Below are 17,638 nucleotides of genomic sequence, written 5' to 3'. Positions count from 1 at the left end.
GCAACAGCAATCTCCCTCTTGGTCATTTCTTTCATAAAGAGCCATCTACATACTTCAGCAACTTCGAACGGGGAAGGTGTGATACCAATCAGATAAAGACTTTGTATTATTTGAATTAAAGATAGCTAATCACCAACGTGAGCGAGGTGTCAATTTTACCTCCGGTAGTGTTTTCAGTATGTAAATTACTGCTAAAACTGAGTTTGTAGTCATCGTCCGTCGTTTGGGCATTTAATCTATATCCATCTTTTAGGTTGACATCATCTCCTTCAATATCTGTAAAGGTAATATAGGCGCCATTAGCGCAGTCATCGTCATCACAGTTATATAGTCGAGTACCATTGAGACTAATTCTTCCCAGTGATGAAGTGAAAGACAACTCTGCACTATTTTTAAACTCAGTTAAGGTATCACCAGAACAATCGGTTAACCAAACATCAAATGGTTTACTAATGACTTCATCGCCTCGCGCAATCCCACTACCAAAATCGATGGTCTGGTTAAATTGAGCCATTGTGCAAGAAGGGGCGTCGAGCGTTGGGTTGGTAAACACTAGCCTGAATAAGTCATGTCTCAAGCTCTTATTAGTTATCATGCTCGTTATTGGCATATTAGGAAGTGTCTGAGCCCCTCCCGCTATATCGCCTATACGAACCAGCTCGGCTAAGGGAGAGTAACTTGCTGTTTCATTGCCATCCCACCATTGAATTCTAATGATGTTATTCGGTTCAAATATCGTGGTGTAACATTTTTTCGCCTGCCCATCTTTTCGATAGAAACGAATACCTATTCCCTGTATGCCAGGAATGCGGCAAACGGTATTATCATTGTTTGGGCTAGGTGCAGTGCTCCATCCACCTTCAGCATGAGGTCCAAGGAAGAGGATATCATTAGGACTGCCTGATACCGTACATCTAAAATTCCATGCTCCACCTTCCATTTCTATTGTGGTTAATACTGATCCCATGGGAGTCGTCGGGTCAATATTGCTGTTTTGGATCACCGCGTGTAGGTCGAAGTCTCCACCGGAGCCCGTTACGCCGCAACGATGGTGCCCTAGTGCTTTTGGTAAGGCATGGGCTTTAAATGTGGTCATAGTTAAGCTGCTGACTAAAAATAGACTTGCGAACACGGAGATGACCTGAAGAACGGGTAGAAGGTTGTTTATCTTTTTACTGCTCGGATTTGAGGTTTTTAAGTTAATTTTCCCTTTCATGACGTCACCTTATTCCACTTAAGTTTATAGAGTTTACTCGTAAGCAGGGAAGGACAGTAACATACAAAATATTCAAGCAGGATTAAAACTTATTATATACTGTTAAGGATATTGATAATGGTATTAATAAGGACTTACAGGCATTAAACGTTATTGAGCGCTAAACGTTATTGAGCGCTAAACGTTATTGAACATTGCGCCCCTTAACATTTGAGATGAGACAAGCGACATAAAGGGTTGGAATAAGCATTTTAGTATTAATATAGCATTAATAATTAATACCTCTTAAATCCATTTTACCCATGAGGTTTATTATTAAGCTTTCACTTTGAACTTTAATTAAACTGAGGCGTTAACCGTTTTATTATATGTTAGTGATACAAACTCGATACGTTAGCGACACCTTAGCCTTGTCAAGCCATATTCGTCACAATTATAGAACCTTTTATAGTTAAAGGTAATGCTTAATAATTGTTAATACACTTTTATTTGAGTTGAATAAGTTTACCGCCCTAGTATTCAACTACCTCTTACCCGCTCTTACTTTAAGGCTCTAATGTTACGCTAACCTTATAAGTATTTAACTATTGTAAGCACATAAATTAATTGGATTAACAGTTTGAAACTGAGTGCTTTTACTAATAGCGATTAGCTTTTACTAATGCAATAAATAAGGAGATTTAGAATGATGAACCATGTACTAAAAGCGATGTGTCTTGCAACCTTGTTACCTTTAACTGCGATTGCAGCTGATGACATGACACCTTGGTATGTTGGTGGTGGTGTAGGGGTTAATAACTATCAACCAAACTGCGATCAAAAAACGATGAAAAGCTGTGGCGAAGATGATCCTTATGCTTGGGATATTTTTGCTGGCTATTTGTTTCATGATTATTTTGGCGTTGAGCTTGGTTACCGTCAACTTGGTCGAGCAGAGTGGGTAGATTATTCAAACAAACTAAATGATGTTGGCGCTAAAGGGATGAGTCTTGGAGGAATTGGATTTTGGCCGTTAACCGAAGACTGGAGTTTGTCTACAGAGGTTGGTCTGCTTAACTACCATATTTCTAATAACAAGCAATATGGTAGCGAGTATTACAGCGATAGTGGTATTGCACCGTATATAGGGGCGGGAGTAGGTTATGACATTAGTGAAAACTTAATGCTTCAAGTTAAATATCGTCGTTATGAAAACTTAGATGAAGATAAGTGGAAAACCTTAGCAATGGAAAGTAACTACTGGGGCCTAGCGCTGCGTTATCGTTTTGGCACCCAATCAAAAACTGTAGTGACGACGATGGACGACGATGGTGATCAGGTACCGAACAATTTAGATCATTGCATAAATACGCCTTCCAATCATAAAGTTGATCATCATGGTTGCACCGTTTATAAAAACATCGAAGAAAGCTTTAATATTGAAGCTAAGTTTGCCAATAACTCTGCGGTAGTACAGTCTTCTGCGTATAGAGATATTAAAAAATTAGCAGTACACATGAAGCAAAATCCTAATACCAAAGTTACTATTTCAGGGCATGCTTCTAATATAGGCAGTTCACAGTACAACATGGAGCTTTCAGAGAAACGTGCAGAGGCTGTGGCGAGAGTTTTAACTGCTGAATATGGGATTGCAAAAAGTAGAGTTTCATACAAAGGTTATGGAAATACCCAACCATTAGTTAAAGGTAGCTCTATGGAAGCAAATACTGCAAACCGCCGAATTGAAGCGCAAGTAATTGGCACTAAAAAGATTGCAGTACTGAAGTAAGCGTTTTACAAATTTAAAATCATTTGCCCACAATATTCATTGTGGGCAAATATTAAAACCGCCTAGCTTTGTTGGCTAATATGCGACTGCTAAATTTCCCGATCGACTGTACTGAAGTTAGTTTATCTACGCCGTAAACTCGGTTTTATCACTTTAATGGAAAAGGGGTTGTTATCCTTACTCTTTTTGAAAGCAGTGAATGGCTCGAATACGAGCTGTTTTTATTATTTGTAGTCGTTTTGCTATTGACTGCATTTGGGTTTAAGTATCGTTATAAGAAAACTGTTTCTTGGATTTTATTATCATTAACCTTTACTACAATTTTGAGTTTAGTTCTAAGCCGTTATCAAACGTTGCCATTTTACAATATTGAAAGTCGCCATCAAATAGAAGTCGTAAATGGTATTTTTCGGATCGGAGAATATACGTTTGCGAATGAGACGGCTAATGGTGTTGACTATCGCAAAATATACTTAGATGATAGAGGCATTAAAGTCTATAACTCAAGCTATATGTACAATAGGCGATGTTATCGTGGTTTTTACCGTTCTAATAGCATCCCTAACAATAGTCTATTACGCTTACAAATATACTGGTTTACTCAAACGGTAAAACATAAAAATAGACAGTTTAAACTTTCATCTCCTTGTATATTAAAAATTGAGTCAAGCATGCATACAGAAAATTATTAGCTATTTAGACTAATTTATCATGTCATCAGTATAAGGTTGGTTGTTGTAGTCTCGATTTTTAACAACATATGCTGTTGAAGAGAAAAGGAGCGAGTAACTATATATGGAATGTTATTTTAAAACACAATGTCGATATCAATCTGAATATTGTCCTCATAATAAAATAAAAGTGGGGGAACAGTGTCATTATATTCATATTGGGCGAAATATTATCAAGCGTGATAAGAGACTTTTTGCAGTCGAAATTTTGAACCACCCCTTTGATCTGATACGTAAACATGAGTTAAATGATCATGGTTCGCCATTCTCTTCTTTTGTATATAATTCAATGTTGATTGAATTAGCCAGTAAAATAAATCAAATTCAAGACTTTGATAAACAATTTTATTTTATAAAATTTGAAAGAAAGTACTTATTAGATAACTTTATCATAGCTGGTCTACTTGAGTTAAACAAAGTGTTAAAAGCTAAAAAAAGTGAACTGGTTCTTGAACTTAATGGATCGACATTAGAAGAAAGCGCTGAATTATGTGATTATACGACTGAGGCGGAATATCGCGTAAAAGACAGTAATGTGTTAATTGCATTGGGCAGCTTTCAATATGACTCTTGTGTGACTATAGATGATACAAAACATGATTTTGTTAAGTTAGATATGAAACATGTCAATAAAATGAAAGACCACAAAGGCTTTATAGACTGGTTGTATTTTGTGAGTAGCTTAGGCATTAAGTTAATAGCAGAAAAAATAGAAAACGATGAAGATTTTCATTTCGCGTTATCACTACCTTTTGAGTATTTTCAATTTGAGCTCCTTCATAATTCTGTGTCACGCCAGCAAAGCTTATAGCTCGATATAGTCGTCTAAACACTCATTAAGGCTTTTTGATTTTTAAAAGCAACCTACTTAATTGGGTTAGTCATTTGATGAACGATACAATGCTGACCGCGGTATTTGGTCTAGATAGCCTCAATTGCTTCTGGTGAAGCCCTTGAAGCCATCAATAAAATCGATAAGGCACCCTTTCACACCTCGATTTTTGAGCTAAGCCAGTACGCTTAACCAGTCATGTGCGCCCTCTTGCTCTGATACCTACAAACCTAACAGTCTTTCTTACCTTAGATGTTTGACGCCAAAATAGTTTAAATTGCTTTACCAATATAAGATCCATTTTATTTGATTTTGTAGCGAATGACATCAAACCAAACTATGGGTAGACGACTTATAAATCTTCCGTCAAATAGGTTTGATATTTCTTTGATTAATTACGGTTCAAAGGTGCCAGCTGATCCTTTAATGCTTTTTAGTGGTACGGTTAGCTTCAAATAATTTGTTGGGCGGCTCTCTAAGCATACGAGATTATGATGCTCAAGTTGGTGAAGCTTATGCGATCGTAAAGACATTAAACAGTCCTGACTACTGGGCGAAACTCATTTTACCTGTTTAAGAGTTGAGCACTAAAGAATTGAACGCTAAAGAAACTTTGCGAACTAATATAATTCTTGGTGTTTTCAAGAGTAAAAACATGGTTACCCTATATTTTTTATTCAGCCTCTTGCCAAGAGCTGCATCTATCCTATAGTGGGCTCAACACCCAATGCTATTTTATCTTGAGCAATATGGTAATACTGACATCAATGATACCTCCTGTCGCGGCCTCTGTATCTATAAATGCATCAAACTGAAACTCAAACGGGATCATTGGATTAACAAAGTCTTGATTGCTTAACGCATAATCGCTGCCTGCACCTTCTCCAGCAATAATAGAGTTACCTTGCCAATCTTTAAGCCTAATAAACACATTTTCAGCACACTCCTCTCTGTCACAATTACCAATACGTCCATCCAGAGTTACTTCAGCATTATTAGGAATAAAGCTTAACGTCGCTTTAGTTTTAAACTCTTCAACATCTTCTTTGTTAGGGCAGCCATCAAGGTAAATGCTAAATGGCTGTATTGCCGCATTATCTTCCTTTTCTAATAGGCCTAAATCAAAGGTTTCATTTAGCGGTCTTAAACTACAGGAGCCTTCAGACACCTTAAATACCCAACCACTATCAATAATGCGCTTGTAACCAGCCTGTTCATGAGCCGTCCAACGGGATGAACCATCACTATATTTACCAAACGCCGCCAGGTTCTGCGCTCGTTCAATCCAATAAGTACCTGGATTAATTTCTCCAATTACCACCAAATCAGCAAGTGGTTGGTCACCATAACTGACTGACCAAGAGGTAAAATACCGATAAAGATCTTTAATGAGTAGATCAGTGTTAGTGCTCGGTTTAGTATAACTGCCTGGTACGCTCTGCCCACAAGGAAGAGGTTTACCATTAGGGTTATATACACGCATACCCACTCCCGGGAACTCAGGAATAACACAGACTGTAGGATCCCCTCCCGGAGCAACAGTCGCATAATGCGCCGTGGTCATGTAATACTTATAATTACCACCAGTATCTACACAAGTAGCGGATAAAGTTGATGTCGTAATTGTTGTTAAAACCCCACCTACGGGCGGTAAATCAGATAGTAAAAAGTCGCTTTTTGTCACTTGTACGTGTGCGTCTTGGCCTGCATCACTGCAACGATACGGTCCTCCCGTTACTCTTGCGTTAGCATTCACGACATAAACGATCAATAAAACTCCCACCTTCAAAAAGAACCAAATCCATTTCATCATTCCCATATTTCCCATATGCTGTCCCTAGGCCTCTTTTTAGTGGCCCCTTTTAAATAAAGCTAAACAACTGTTAAGTCTCAACTTGAAATCAAGCTTACATCTGACAAAACACATAATAAAAATGAAATGTTATTAACAGTTTTAATACGGGGCTAAAGATATCTTTAAAAACAAAAAACTAAGAAATTGAGCATAATTTAAGATTAGACGCACCAAAATAATAGCGTTCTCTAAAAAGCTAAAATGATTAAATCTTGATTTGTTGAGTGAGTTATTACGAAGCGATGTGGAGTTTGTTAGCTATGTTTGTTCACGACTAATAATATGTATGACTAATAAACTGTTTTCTATCAATTTTTCTGGTTATATTTAACCAGATACTGAAAATATCATAGTCGGCGTAGAGAGCATGCAATGCTAGTGTTAGTGTTAGTGTTGAGTCGCAGATTAATATTACTTCGCGCCTCCCCAAAACGAGGTTTACAGCAGAAAACACATTAATAAAGAGTCCTTATATAAGTTTTGCGGTGGATAAAAAAAACGTGAGTAAAACCCACGTTTTTTTATTGCCTGTAACCCTTCTAATAGACCTGTTACTGGATAGAATAGCGATACAATCGATTAGCGCCGTAATCATCAATAAAGTTAATTTCAACCTCTTCATTTACCAGTGCGTTAGCGCCAATATCAATAGCTTCTTTTGCCATTGGTGGGACCAAACCAGTTTTTGACACTGGTAACATATTGCCACCCAATGATGCGGTATCAATAGTAAAGTAAAAAGGCGTTGGATTATTAATATGCAGCTGCTTGCCATCCTCCGATAGTGAAACAGTTACCGCTTTTTCAGCATGGCGGCGTTCCTCTGCAATAGAGTCTGGCCGCACAAACACCTTAATTTTTGTACGAATAGCAAAAGCAACTTGATTAGCTTCAATAGCATTAGCCCCCTTTTTAGCCTTCGGCGGGATCTCTTGCACATTCAAGTAATACAATTGCTCCATGTCACCGCCACCAGATAAACTCATCACCTTAAGATTAAGACTACTATCGCCAGCTAACTTAGCGAATGAGGGAGAAATAACCAAAGCATGCCCAGGATTATCTCCACTTTGAGTTTCAGCCCACGCCTGCATAGCATAAGCAGTGTCACCGTGGTTGGTAACTTTTATCATTTGAGTATCTTGGGGCGTAACGATTAAACGCGTCCCCCCCAAAGTAAATCCAGCATGGGCTTGCTCCGCAAATAACAATAAAAAAACACTAAAAAAAATCAATAATGATTTCAATTTACAACACATAACAACTCTCCGGCATCAACAAATCCAGCTAAAAAATCTTCAACTTCTGGTTTAAAAGTAAATTTGTAGTGGCAACTATTATTAGAAAAACTCACAACAGAATGACTATCTATATCAATGAGCTTTATCGGTAAGAAAATATCGCCATAAGCCCCCACATAATACTCAGCTCCTTCATATTCAAAGTGTGAACCAAAACCAAGTGTTTCTTGGTTTTGCCCGTACAAGGTTGCCTTTAAATATAAAATCCGATTAGCTTCGAGCTCAACACCAGATAAACGAGCACTTAACGGACGAAGTCGGGCCGTTTGCTGACTTAACTCAATCCGCCCCTTCCCTTGCGCTTGTGCTCCCGCCGCAGGCATAAACGTCAACGACTGAGGTTGAAAGTTACCGTTCAAGGGAACAATCGCTTTGCCATTGCCATCAACTGTGACGCCATTAATTTCAACATCATCACCTAATGCGCCAGTAACCTTTACTAGTGCTTGCGTTCTCGCCATATTAGCACCCAGCACGAAACTCTCACCGTCATTAACTATGGTGCCAGAAAGCCCACCACTCCATGAATTCATATCAGGTGAATAAAAGCCTGAAAGATAGCTTTGCGCATAACGGCCTGTATAAAAAGCACTTGCCGAAATATTCTGCTGCTCGCTGCCTAATTGATGAGTTGCCGAAGCGCTATAACTTAAGCGATCAAATGAGCGAGAAAAGCCAACACCGACGTTCTCTTGAGAACCATTTGAATCGTACCGCGCAGACGCAGTGCCACTACCTTTATCAAAAACATCACTTAACAGCATATTAATCGAAAGGAAAATATTGGTATTGGCCCTACCCGAAGGGTTAAATGTTCGCGATGCACTGATCGAATAATTCATCCCCCACAAATCCCCCCCATAACCTAAAGTATAATTGGTCGTTCTTTCACTTGAATGCCAATACTCATCGCTATTAAAGCTAAGCGACAAACTGTTATCTAAATAAGGGAGTCGAGTAGTAAAAGAGGCCAAATAGCGGTTTTTAATTTTTTGGCCGCGATAATTATTATAGGCTTTGTGTTCCATCGCCTCTGAGAAACTGAAATAGTTTTCAGTAGAGTAGCGATAACCCGCCAACTGCAAGTTAGCCATTTGGTTAACGTATTTTGAATAGGTCACACTAACACTATGGCCTAACTCTGAGCCGCTTTCGTCGCTCTGAAACAGAGAGCTCGAAATATTGGCTCCCAATGCACCAAATTGACCTAGGGAAAATGCCGAGCCTATTGTGGTACTGGCATAATCTTCAGCAATCAGCGCTCCGACTGATGGTGTACCCCATGTAAAACCTTGAGCGTAGTCGGCTTGCAAAAAATAGGCGTCAATGTCTTTAACGCCCGAACGAGGCTCATACATACCCAAATTAATCTGATAATCATAAGCGTCAGGGGTTAATAGGCCTGGTACAAAGGTATTTTCAAAATAACTGATTTGCTCTGTACCGTCTTGCTCTTGCACCACGATACGTAATCTTTGGTTCGATAAACCTGATAGGTTATCAATAGTAAATGGACCGGCAGCAACAGACTTTGTCTGCAACAGTCTTTCACCTTGATACACATAAACTGTGGCATTGGTATTCGCCACCCCATTAATGTGCGGAGTATAATAGCGTTGTTGTCGAGATTTTAAGCCATCAACACTCTTTAATGAGGCACCTTTAAAGGCAAAACCTTCAATATATTGCCCATTTAAGTTGAGCTGACCAGCGGTAAGCTCAGATTCTAATCCGGGTAAGACCTTTGATAGAGAAAACTGATCAAACTTAACACTTTCGTCAAATAGATCACTGGAATACATGCTGGCATTAATTAAGTAATCATCCCCAAACGTCCACATTAACTTGCCATTGAATGGCGCAGTATGTTCAACATCACCGTCACGGTTATACCCCACCACTTTAGCGTTATACATCATTCTTAAAGCAGGTAAACCCGTATTAAACGGCAAGTTGGTTTCGGCACTTTCAACTAAATAACGCTCATTTGCCCAAAGTGATAACAAACCGCCTCGTTTACTCATTTGCACATTGTACAAACTACCGCTGTAACCAGGAGTAACACCTTTGCTCAGTTCATCAAGCAGCTTACTTTTAACCCTTAAAGCAAACTTAGCAGTCAACTCTGTGGGTAACATCAATTTGCCACTTTCTTCTACAAGATAATAACTCCCCAACGACTCATTATTTAGCTGCACCGCATATATCCCAGTCAGCGGCTTTAGCACCTCTTTAAGGTCAACCCCGTTATCGCTACCAAATATAAACGTAGTATTAAACTCAGCTTCCTGTTCGTACTCCACCTCTTGTTCGTACTCAATTTCACGATCTAACTCTAAATCATCACGCAGCTCTGCAGAATAGGCTTCCTCTATGGCAAAGCCATATCCAAGCAACGCCAACACGCATATTATTGTAGAAGAGAGTTTAATCATCCTGACTACCTTTCAAATAATCAGTATCTGTATTAAACACAGATACTGATTTAATTTGACCTACTTGTACGCCACAATAAAATTCGCAGTTCCTTTGATAGGACCTGGGTTTACAGTTGCTGCAACAGCATATGGCTGAACAATAAATTTTACTTCGCCAGTGTCGTCATCAAAGTTAGCTCCTTCTAAAAGAGAGATAGTGCCTTGATTCAAAACGGCGTCACCATTAGCAAGTAAAATCTGAACACCAACATTCGTATTAACTGTATTACCGTCAGTGATAACATTTGAGTTAACAGCATCTGTGTACATAGCGCTTAAAGTAACATCAGCACCTGAAAGAAAATGATCTGTTGCTGCGAGGGCTGGAGAACAAGTAGCTGGATCTGGAATCAACGAAACATCTAGTGGCCCCTGATCCGTTGTATCTGCAGCACCAAAAGGCCCCGCAGAACCTGCTAGATAAGAATCGACATCTGTCTTAAGATAATCACCGACATAAACAATCCCATCAGATGACACTACACCATTTGTAGCAATTTGGATGTCACAAGTAGTATTTGTAATAGAGCCCGCAAAGTGAATCGTTCCAGAATTAGCCGAAGCGTTAGCGCTCAATAAACATGTAGAGGCCAGAGATAAACTTACAATTAGTTGTTTTAGTTTCATTATGAAATCCTTTTTATTTGCCGTTGTTCCTCTTTTTTGTTTACCAAAAAAAAGTAAACATATACGGCATCAATGTGTGTTGGGTTAGCACGTACAAAATTTTGATTTACTGCTACTTATTTTCATTTTCACAAGCTGAATTAATATTCCTGCTTATAAAAATGCATTCTACTGAATCATTTCTACTAAACTTACCTCACCTAAATATCAGTACGACTAAAGAGAGATGTATTCTCAAGCCTTTAAAAGCAAGTTAGTAAGAACCAAATAGAAAACCAAAGTTAACAAACCAAATTTTGTACGCCTTATTGTGTAGCCAACTCAAATCCCACATCAAATTAACAGTTATGAATTAACAAAAAATCATTTCAGATTAAAGAAACACTTACCACGATTAAAATACTTAACAAATAAAACACCCAAATAATAAAACAGAGGCAAACAAACCGGTTTAGCAATAAGTAATTCATATAAAAACAGGCGGATAAAGCTGAAGAACACCCCCTGAAGCGTTCAAGAGGTATACAATTTGATGTAAAAGCATCTAAAAAAATGTAAAACCACAAGGATAAAGCTGGCAATAAACAGGAAGTAGTGGAGGTATATGCTAAATTATTAGTATCGTCCCCCTTTTTAAACAGATAACTAACAAACGGACACGCCTACACTCGCATTCGCCCAAATACAAAAAAAAACACAAATCAAGCAACAACTTACAAAACAAAGACTTTGCTATTAATTATATTATTAATAAATATAACCCAATATTGGCAACTTATTAATCACAATTAATAAACTTTACGTTGTCAAAAAACCGCAAGACTATAACACTATATGCAACAAAAGTCGTTATGTACGTCTACAGAGCCCTCTACCTAACTATCACGTGTTATAGCGACAAAGAGACCTTTATTAAGGACGCACTATTAATATGTCTTACAGCTCCAATCTACAACTTAAAATTATTGATTCTTCCATGATGTTAATTATTGAGGATATTAATGTCGATAATGCGACTATAAAAAAAGAGGGAGAAATCAAACTTTCTCGTTCTGAGTACCTTATCGTAAAAATATTACTTAATAACCATGGTTTCCCTATCCGCCGAAACTCATTAATTGAAGCAGGGTGGCCTGGTCGCTACGTAACAGGTAGCTCACTTAATGTTGTTATTCGTTCTCTAAGAGAGAAGCTAAAAAAAGTCGACCCTTACTTAAATATTCACACCATACCTTCTATTGGTTATTCAATAGAGCTCTCAGATAAAATACAGTATATAGAAAATGAGCAAACGACAGATGACAAAATTGAAGTAGAATACAATGAGATTGATAATAAGACATTAGAGATAAGTGAGGGCGTTTGCCCCATCACTAAAACTCAATGTGATAAGATCACCAATTGTACCATTATTCATGGTTGTCATAAATCTAGAACTTATGCTGATAGGCTTAAAAATGATGACGATGGACTAAAAATACAGCTTTATATTGCAACCCTTGTGGTGATCATATTTATGTTGGTCGTTTTTTTCTATAAAAGCTGAACTAACAATCCAGACTATATAAGACAACCCCTATAAGGCATAAATTTCATCGCTGATAACGTAAATAAGCTCCGCCCTTAACCTTATGAAATGCGGCTTAAAGTGCCGCTTCACTTCATCGGCAAGCATCACCTTTGCTAAATCTCAGCTTTCTTTCACTAAAAGCCAAACTGGCCTAAGTGTATTGCAGGATCATATTACTGTTATTGAAGATAAGGTCAGTATACAGCTTTCAAAGCTATCACTTTTAAAGCCTCAAAAAGTCACATTCACAGACGACTTCATCTAACTTTCTACAGCACATCCAATTTACTCAATAACAACACAAGGACGCTTCCAAACCACCTTTGCACGAGATATTTCTGAAATAACGCTATTGATTAGTGCTTTTCCTCCAGGAAAAGGAAGATAGATCCCTACAACCCTTGGTTGTACGATCGTGCCTTCTTCATACAGCAAGGCTTTAATTGAGGCTACCGAGGTAATAGCATTTTGGGCGGTTGTTCGATTCAACTCACTCTGTATAGGTAAAGCTGCAGCAATAGCCTGACCATTTACACCTAATGTTTGCACTGTTAATGATCCTTTTAGATCTTTAGACTCGGCACTTACACCTATTGCGCCTAATCCTGAAATGTTCGCCCCACTGTCTACCCCATTGATATCTGCAGTCGCTCTTAATCCGATCCCTACATATACCGGTAAACTAAAATATTGGTAGTCAATAGAGTGGGGGTTTTCACTGGTCACTGTATATACGTCTGAACCGATCAGATATTCACTATATTTGTCATGTACTGGCAAAAAAAGATTGATGGCCTTTCTTTGCCCAGTGGCGTAAACCTGTGCTTCTCGCTTAATCCAAATATCAACATTAGTCGTATCGGCATTAATATAATCAACCGTCATACGGTAAGAGTCTGCCTTTGCGCTAATTTTTGCAGGGCCATAAGTTACCGACCCATCTAAGTAGAAAGTTTCAACCGTTGTTCTTACGGCGTTATCAGGCAATGATGCCAACAAGGCCTTTGATGAAACATTGGCAGTATCGACACTTTCAGCTACCGAGAACGGGTTCGGACTAGTACAGGAGTTTTCAGGGTTTGTTGTAACAGACAATGGGTCTACGGGTATATATGTGTAACCAGACAATTTTTCTGCGGGAGATTGCTTAAACAGCGAGGCACAACTTGCAAGTAATATGAGTGGAATACAAAACCAAATTCTTTTCATCATAATAAAGAGTCCTTTCTTAATATTACTGATTTGGTATTACTGAATTTTGTAAATGTTAACCAACTGGCTGTGTATCATTTCCTCTTTTCATTACTTCAAAAGTAGTTTGCTAAACAAAACTATTGATATAGGCAATCTTCCCACCTCTAAACCAAAATTCAATAAAGCCTTTCATATCAATGAACTGCTCATCTAAAGCTGGAGTATCAACAGAGTTCAATATAACGTCATACTCTATATCAACAATCACTTTAGATGATGAAAATGTCCAAGCTACAATCGTCATTCGCCTCGCAACAAAGTCACAAATAATAGATTCTGCTTGGCTTTTAAAAGCAGCCTTACCAAGTGCATGGGTATCTATGCTATCTAAAAAACTATTAGTGTACACAATTTCATCATGTAGATGCTCGAGCATTCTCTCCGGATCTAAACTGTTATAGGCATGAATGTAATCTTCAATGATTGTCTTTCGCTGTTGATTTATATCGCTATCTTTCATCATAGTTTCCACCTTAGCGACCTACTCTAAGTTAGATTGACCAAATAAGTACCCTTGGAAACCTGAGATGGGAAGACTACTCAATAATACAAACTCTTCTTCGTTTTCAATTCTCTCAATAATTAATTTTAAATTTCGATTTTCAAGCATACTCTCTACAGTCGCTCTAAACACTTCTAAGCGAGAGTCTACGCAATAATTAATATCATGTTTTATCCATTGAACAGGATTTTCAATCTTAATAATGCCGTATATTCCTGCGGCCACTTCGTTACGTCGAAAATCATCTTGCCACCAAATATAATCATCTGCGGCCATAAGCACATTATTGTGCTTCAAAAATAGCAAGCCTTTCATCACTTCAGGGCATGAATAACAATGATTTCTTTCGGTAATTTCCATAACGAGTTGAATATTATGGTTAGATAAAAACCTGTTAGTATCACATATCTCATTCAACAGAGTCATATCACACAGATTGTTACGCTCAAGGTTAACAAAAACAGACTGGGTATCGATTTGCTTATACCTTTCTCGAATAAAGTCTAATTGTCGCTTAACTAACCCTGCAGAAAATGACCAACTACTAGAAACCAAATATTCACTTGTTTCTTCAGGTTTCTGCTTATGCTGGCTGCGATCTATTAATACCTCAAAACCTATTACCTTACGCTTTCGATTCACAATAGGCTCAAGCTTAAACCCAGTATCATTCAATTTGTGCTGTATATGATCGCTCGGTGGCAACTTAGAGAAGCGTTCGTACAGATAGCCACAAGCTAATCCTCCATTTACTTGGATAATTTGTTGCGTATTTTTATTCAACACTATGAGCCTCCCTTCAAATATTGTAACTAACATCCCTCTTAGTTAAGTACTATAGGGGGGAGGCAACAAAACCTTAAATGAATACTTATTATTAAATTTAACAACAACCAAACAAAATAATACGAGTAGGAACCTGTCTCAGTATGAAATAGAAAAAACAAAATATATTAATCTCTTACCTAAACATTTCATCGCCTAAATTTTACACTCAAATTAATTTAAACTACTCATTTTTAATAAAACATTAACAAGGTAATAAGTGTTATCTGTTATATATCCTGATATATCCTGGGTTCCATTTCCCTTCCAAATAAAAATACAAAGAATTTTATAAAAACGACAATGAGTCGCTATAAGACAATAAAGTCATATAAACGCATTAATTAACTTACTATCTCTGTTGCATCATAAACATCAATTAAAATTAAAATAGATCAAAAAAATCATAACGTTTAACGTAAAAATAGAACTACATCCGCTCGCTAGATGTTGAAATTTAATACAGAAACTTGCCTGATAAAGCTCAAAGCACTAGAATGTCGCGCCAAACCAACATATGTAGCTACAATTATGTTAACCAAAGTGATTTTCAACAAGCAAACAAGAAAATTAACCAATGAATTAACAAAAGAAAGTAGCGTAAATCTACTGTCACTTTCTGAAGCTAAAATACTTGAATCATTGATTGAAGAGAATGCTGGCTGTAGTCGAGAAGCCTTGTTAGCTGTCGCTTGGCAAGGAAGGGTTGTCACTGGCACATCGCTAAATGTAGCCATAAACAACATACGCAAGCTGACTAAAGAAGTAGGCGGACCGAACCCAATCGACGCTATTCGAGGATTTGGTTACAAACTTTCTGAACAGATAGTATTTACATTAAATGATGCAACAGCCAATATTCAAGCAGAAAAGCCACTGAATAAACAAACAAAAAACGAAGTTAATAAACAGTCTATTCTCACTATATACCGTGAAAGGCTGCCTCTATTACTTGTCAACATAGGCTTGTTAATAGTGATCATTAATCTCATAAAACTGTATTTTAAACTATGACTCTATTGAAGAAAATATTCTGGTTTCAGCTAGCGCTTATCGTGTTGTTGCTCGCTCCTATTGTGTATAGAACAATGTCGACTGAAACCACTGCCATAGTTGAATTTGATAACTATAAAGTAAAATGGGTCTTCGATAAGAACCGTTTTTTCGCGATATCAACAAACCGCGTGGGCACACTTGATACCATTAAAGGTAACTCTATTAAAATATCTGATAAGCACTATGTTTTATATAACATTGACTATAAAACAATTCCTGAAAGCTTACATGCCGAGAAGTTCAATTGGCTTACCGCTTTGGATATTACTGTAAATGGAAAAGATGTGACTATTGCACTATCTCCTAGTGATTTAGTTATTAAAGGAAAACTGACAGATGTTGCCAGTAAAGTTGGCCTATTTAATCAAGACTACTACAGCAATAGAAATGAATTCAGCTTAAATTAAACTAACCATATTTAAATATTTATTAGCCCTACTTATAAACATTATTAATATTTTTTATAAGTAAGGCCGTTGCCCACTAAAAAACAAATCTCTATTAACTAGCAAATTTTATATTAAAGGTATTCAACTACAAGGGTTAAACTGGTGTCTATTTTTCCTGCTGTAGTGTTTTCTGTGTGCAAATGAGCGTTAAAGCTAATTCGGTTGGGTATGCCATTAATCTGTGCATTAAAATTATAACCGCCATGTAAGTTCACATTATCACCTTCAAGATCGGTAAAAGTGATGTAAGCACCATCAGCGCAATCAGTGTCATCGCAATTAGCTAACTCTGTACCAAACATATTGATTCTAGACGAGGCAAAACTCAGCTTAGCGCTAGCCTTAAAATCAATAAGCTCTTGACCATCACAGCCCACCAACCAAATATCAAAAGGCTTAGTGTACACCTCTGCGCCTCTAGCCCGCTCTCCAAAATCAATGGTCTGATTATGCCCAGCCATAAAGCAACTTGCCGCCTCAAAGGTGGCATGGACAAATTCCAAATCCCAAAGGGTATTACTTCCGTTATATTGCAGCTTCTCCTTACCTCTAACATATATATTAAAAACAGGCAGAGTATAGGTTCCTGCGGGTATAGTGCCCACTCGAACTATCTCAGCAAACACACCAGAATAAGTTTTGTTGGTAATACTACCATTTGCGATAGTAATTAGACGATTAGGTGGCAGGTGCGCTCCATTGCCACAAGGTACAGTGCCACCAGACTCATTAAAAAATCTCACCCCCATGCCCGAACCGTTAAGCTCTGGAAGTAAGCACACACTAGGATCACCCGACCAAGCTGGGGCAAATGTTGTGGGAAAACCTATTAACCATTGCCCAGATGTTATTGAAGCACTGGGGTAATCATAATCACGGTTGCAATAAAAGTTCCATTGTCCTCCAAGTGGCATAATTGTAGAAACTACTCCTCCTATTGGTGTATTAACTGATACTTAGCTGTTTTGTAGCTCAGCAACTAGAGTCCATTGGCCTCTAGGGCCATCGGTTGCACAACGATATATAGATTGCCAATTTGGATTAGAAGGAATGCTTGCGTAAGCTGTGATGTTAAACCCTAAATAAACTAGGGCTGTAAAAGCTAGCAACACACCTAATTTAGACTTAAATATTCGCTGTTTTAATAATCCCATACTGCCCTTCCTTGATAGTAG

General features: G+C 37.8%; 15 protein-coding genes. 5 read left to right on the top strand and 10 right to left on the bottom strand.

The genetic code is table 11. The annotated features are described in order from the left end of the window. Window positions 1-115: 115 nt before the first annotated feature. Complete coding sequence (locus L884_RS0102935) at window positions 116-1,096, bottom strand: fimbrial protein (protein WP_156925645.1); 981 nt, start codon at window positions 1,094-1,096, stop codon at window positions 116-118. Between the two features lie 805 nt (window positions 1,097-1,901). On the opposite strand from L884_RS0102935, the gene L884_RS0102930 reads away from it, so the two are divergent. Both L884_RS0102930 and L884_RS0102920 read left to right on the top strand, forming a co-directional pair. Continuing rightward, a complete protein-coding gene (locus L884_RS0102930) occupies window positions 1,902-2,984 on the top strand; it encodes an OmpA family protein (RefSeq protein WP_028766087.1) in 1,083 nt (360 codons plus the stop codon). A gap of 795 nt (window positions 2,985-3,779) precedes the next feature. After that, entirely contained in the window at window positions 3,780-4,526 is a 747-nt protein-coding gene (locus L884_RS0102920) for an EAL domain-containing protein (RefSeq protein WP_028766085.1), read from the top strand. A gap of 751 nt (window positions 4,527-5,277) precedes the next feature. On the opposite strand, the gene L884_RS0102910 is transcribed toward L884_RS0102920, so the two are convergent. The 4 genes from L884_RS0102910 to L884_RS0102895 all read right to left on the bottom strand — a co-directional run bounded on the left by L884_RS0102910 (window position 5,278) and on the right by L884_RS0102895 (window position 10,807). After that, complete coding sequence (locus L884_RS0102910; RefSeq protein ID WP_156925643.1) at window positions 5,278-6,360, bottom strand: hypothetical protein; 1,083 nt, start codon at window positions 6,358-6,360, stop codon at window positions 5,278-5,280. 593 nt (window positions 6,361-6,953) lie between these two features. Continuing rightward, on the bottom strand, window positions 6,954-7,661 hold the full coding sequence (locus L884_RS0102905) for a fimbrial biogenesis chaperone (RefSeq protein ID WP_028766083.1): 708 nt from the start codon (window positions 7,659-7,661) through the stop codon (window positions 6,954-6,956). Then, window positions 7,646-10,138 (bottom strand): fimbria/pilus outer membrane usher protein, encoded by a 2,493-nt coding sequence (locus L884_RS0102900; protein WP_084221383.1) that lies wholly within the window; start codon window positions 10,136-10,138, stop codon window positions 7,646-7,648. Before L884_RS0102900 ends, L884_RS0102905 begins: the two co-directional genes overlap by 16 nt. A 60-nt stretch (window positions 10,139-10,198) precedes the next feature. Beyond that, a complete protein-coding gene (locus L884_RS0102895; RefSeq protein WP_028766081.1) occupies window positions 10,199-10,807 on the bottom strand; it encodes a fimbrial protein in 609 nt (202 codons plus the stop codon). 931 nt (window positions 10,808-11,738) lie between these two features. On the opposite strand from L884_RS0102895, the gene L884_RS22580 reads away from it, so the two are divergent. Next, the gene (locus L884_RS22580) at window positions 11,739-12,353 is read left to right on the top strand and encodes a winged helix-turn-helix domain-containing protein (RefSeq protein ID WP_051435509.1); all 615 of its coding nucleotides are present in this window, start codon (window positions 11,739-11,741) and stop codon (window positions 12,351-12,353) included. A 309-nt stretch (window positions 12,354-12,662) separates the two neighbouring features. Here L884_RS22580 and L884_RS21620 read toward each other — a convergent pair whose 3' ends face one another. From L884_RS21620 to L884_RS0102870, 3 genes are all read right to left on the bottom strand, one after another. Next, window positions 12,663-13,589: a hypothetical protein gene (locus tag L884_RS21620; RefSeq protein ID WP_028766079.1), complete on the bottom strand. Its 927-nt coding sequence runs from the start codon at window positions 13,587-13,589 to the stop codon at window positions 12,663-12,665. Window positions 13,590-13,698: 109 nt separating this feature from the next. After that, a complete protein-coding gene (locus L884_RS22575; protein WP_084221382.1) occupies window positions 13,699-14,094 on the bottom strand; it encodes a nuclear transport factor 2 family protein in 396 nt (131 codons plus the stop codon). Window positions 14,095-14,112: 18 nt separating this feature from the next. Further along, the gene (locus L884_RS0102870; RefSeq protein WP_028766078.1) at window positions 14,113-14,919 is read right to left on the bottom strand and encodes an EAL domain-containing protein; all 807 of its coding nucleotides are present in this window, start codon (window positions 14,917-14,919) and stop codon (window positions 14,113-14,115) included. A gap of 570 nt (window positions 14,920-15,489) precedes the next feature. Between L884_RS0102870 and L884_RS22570 the strand changes: the two genes are divergently transcribed. Then, on the top strand, window positions 15,490-15,972 hold the full coding sequence (locus tag L884_RS22570; RefSeq protein ID WP_028766077.1) for a winged helix-turn-helix domain-containing protein: 483 nt from the start codon (window positions 15,490-15,492) through the stop codon (window positions 15,970-15,972). 74 nt (window positions 15,973-16,046) lie between these two features. After that, on the top strand, window positions 16,047-16,421 hold the full coding sequence (locus tag L884_RS0102860; protein ID WP_156925641.1) for a hypothetical protein: 375 nt from the start codon (window positions 16,047-16,049) through the stop codon (window positions 16,419-16,421). Between the two features lie 113 nt (window positions 16,422-16,534). Here the strand turns inward: L884_RS0102860 and L884_RS0102855 are convergent, their stop codons facing one another. Next, complete coding sequence (locus L884_RS0102855; RefSeq protein ID WP_028766075.1) at window positions 16,535-17,377, bottom strand: fimbrial protein; 843 nt, start codon at window positions 17,375-17,377, stop codon at window positions 16,535-16,537. A 42-nt stretch (window positions 17,378-17,419) separates the two neighbouring features. Continuing rightward, window positions 17,420-17,617, bottom strand: a complete 198-nt coding sequence (locus L884_RS0102850; RefSeq protein ID WP_028766074.1) for a hypothetical protein — start codon at window positions 17,615-17,617, stop codon at window positions 17,420-17,422. Window positions 17,618-17,638 lie beyond the last annotated feature (21 nt).

Source organism: Shewanella fidelis ATCC BAA-318, from assembly GCF_000518605.1.
GTDB lineage: Bacteria > Pseudomonadota > Gammaproteobacteria > Enterobacterales > Shewanellaceae > Shewanella > Shewanella fidelis.
The sequence above is the reverse complement of the archived record's forward strand: the minus strand, read 5'-3'. Positions and strand labels throughout refer to the sequence as shown.

Excerpts from the sequence above, each read along its gene's own strand:
- L884_RS0102920 (WP_028766085.1), top strand. The coding sequence starts at position 3,780 with ATGGAATGTTATTTTAAAACACAATGTCGATATCAATCTGAATATTGT.
- L884_RS0102900 (WP_084221383.1), bottom strand. The coding sequence starts at position 10,138 with ATGATTAAACTCTCTTCTACAATAATATGCGTGTTGGCGTTGCTTGGA.
- L884_RS22575 (WP_084221382.1), bottom strand. The coding sequence starts at position 14,094 with ATGATGAAAGATAGCGATATAAATCAACAGCGAAAGACAATCATTGAA.
- L884_RS22570 (WP_028766077.1), top strand. The coding sequence starts at position 15,490 with ATGTTAACCAAAGTGATTTTCAACAAGCAAACAAGAAAATTAACCAAT.
- L884_RS0102930 (WP_028766087.1), top strand. The coding sequence starts at position 1,902 with ATGATGAACCATGTACTAAAAGCGATGTGTCTTGCAACCTTGTTACCT.
- L884_RS0102860 (WP_156925641.1), top strand. The coding sequence starts at position 16,047 with ATGTCGACTGAAACCACTGCCATAGTTGAATTTGATAACTATAAAGTA.
- L884_RS22580 (WP_051435509.1), top strand. The coding sequence starts at position 11,739 with ATGTCTTACAGCTCCAATCTACAACTTAAAATTATTGATTCTTCCATG.
- L884_RS0102910 (WP_156925643.1), bottom strand. The coding sequence starts at position 6,360 with ATGATGAAATGGATTTGGTTCTTTTTGAAGGTGGGAGTTTTATTGATC.
- L884_RS21620 (WP_028766079.1), bottom strand. The coding sequence starts at position 13,589 with ATGATGAAAAGAATTTGGTTTTGTATTCCACTCATATTACTTGCAAGT.
- L884_RS0102850 (WP_028766074.1), bottom strand. The coding sequence starts at position 17,617 with ATGGGATTATTAAAACAGCGAATATTTAAGTCTAAATTAGGTGTGTTG.
- L884_RS0102935 (WP_156925645.1), bottom strand. The coding sequence starts at position 1,096 with ATGACCACATTTAAAGCCCATGCCTTACCAAAAGCACTAGGGCACCAT.
- L884_RS0102895 (WP_028766081.1), bottom strand. The coding sequence starts at position 10,807 with ATGAAACTAAAACAACTAATTGTAAGTTTATCTCTGGCCTCTACATGT.
- L884_RS0102905 (WP_028766083.1), bottom strand. The coding sequence starts at position 7,661 with ATGTGTTGTAAATTGAAATCATTATTGATTTTTTTTAGTGTTTTTTTA.
- L884_RS0102855 (WP_028766075.1), bottom strand. The coding sequence starts at position 17,377 with ATGCCACTTGGAGGACAATGGAACTTTTATTGCAACCGTGATTATGAT.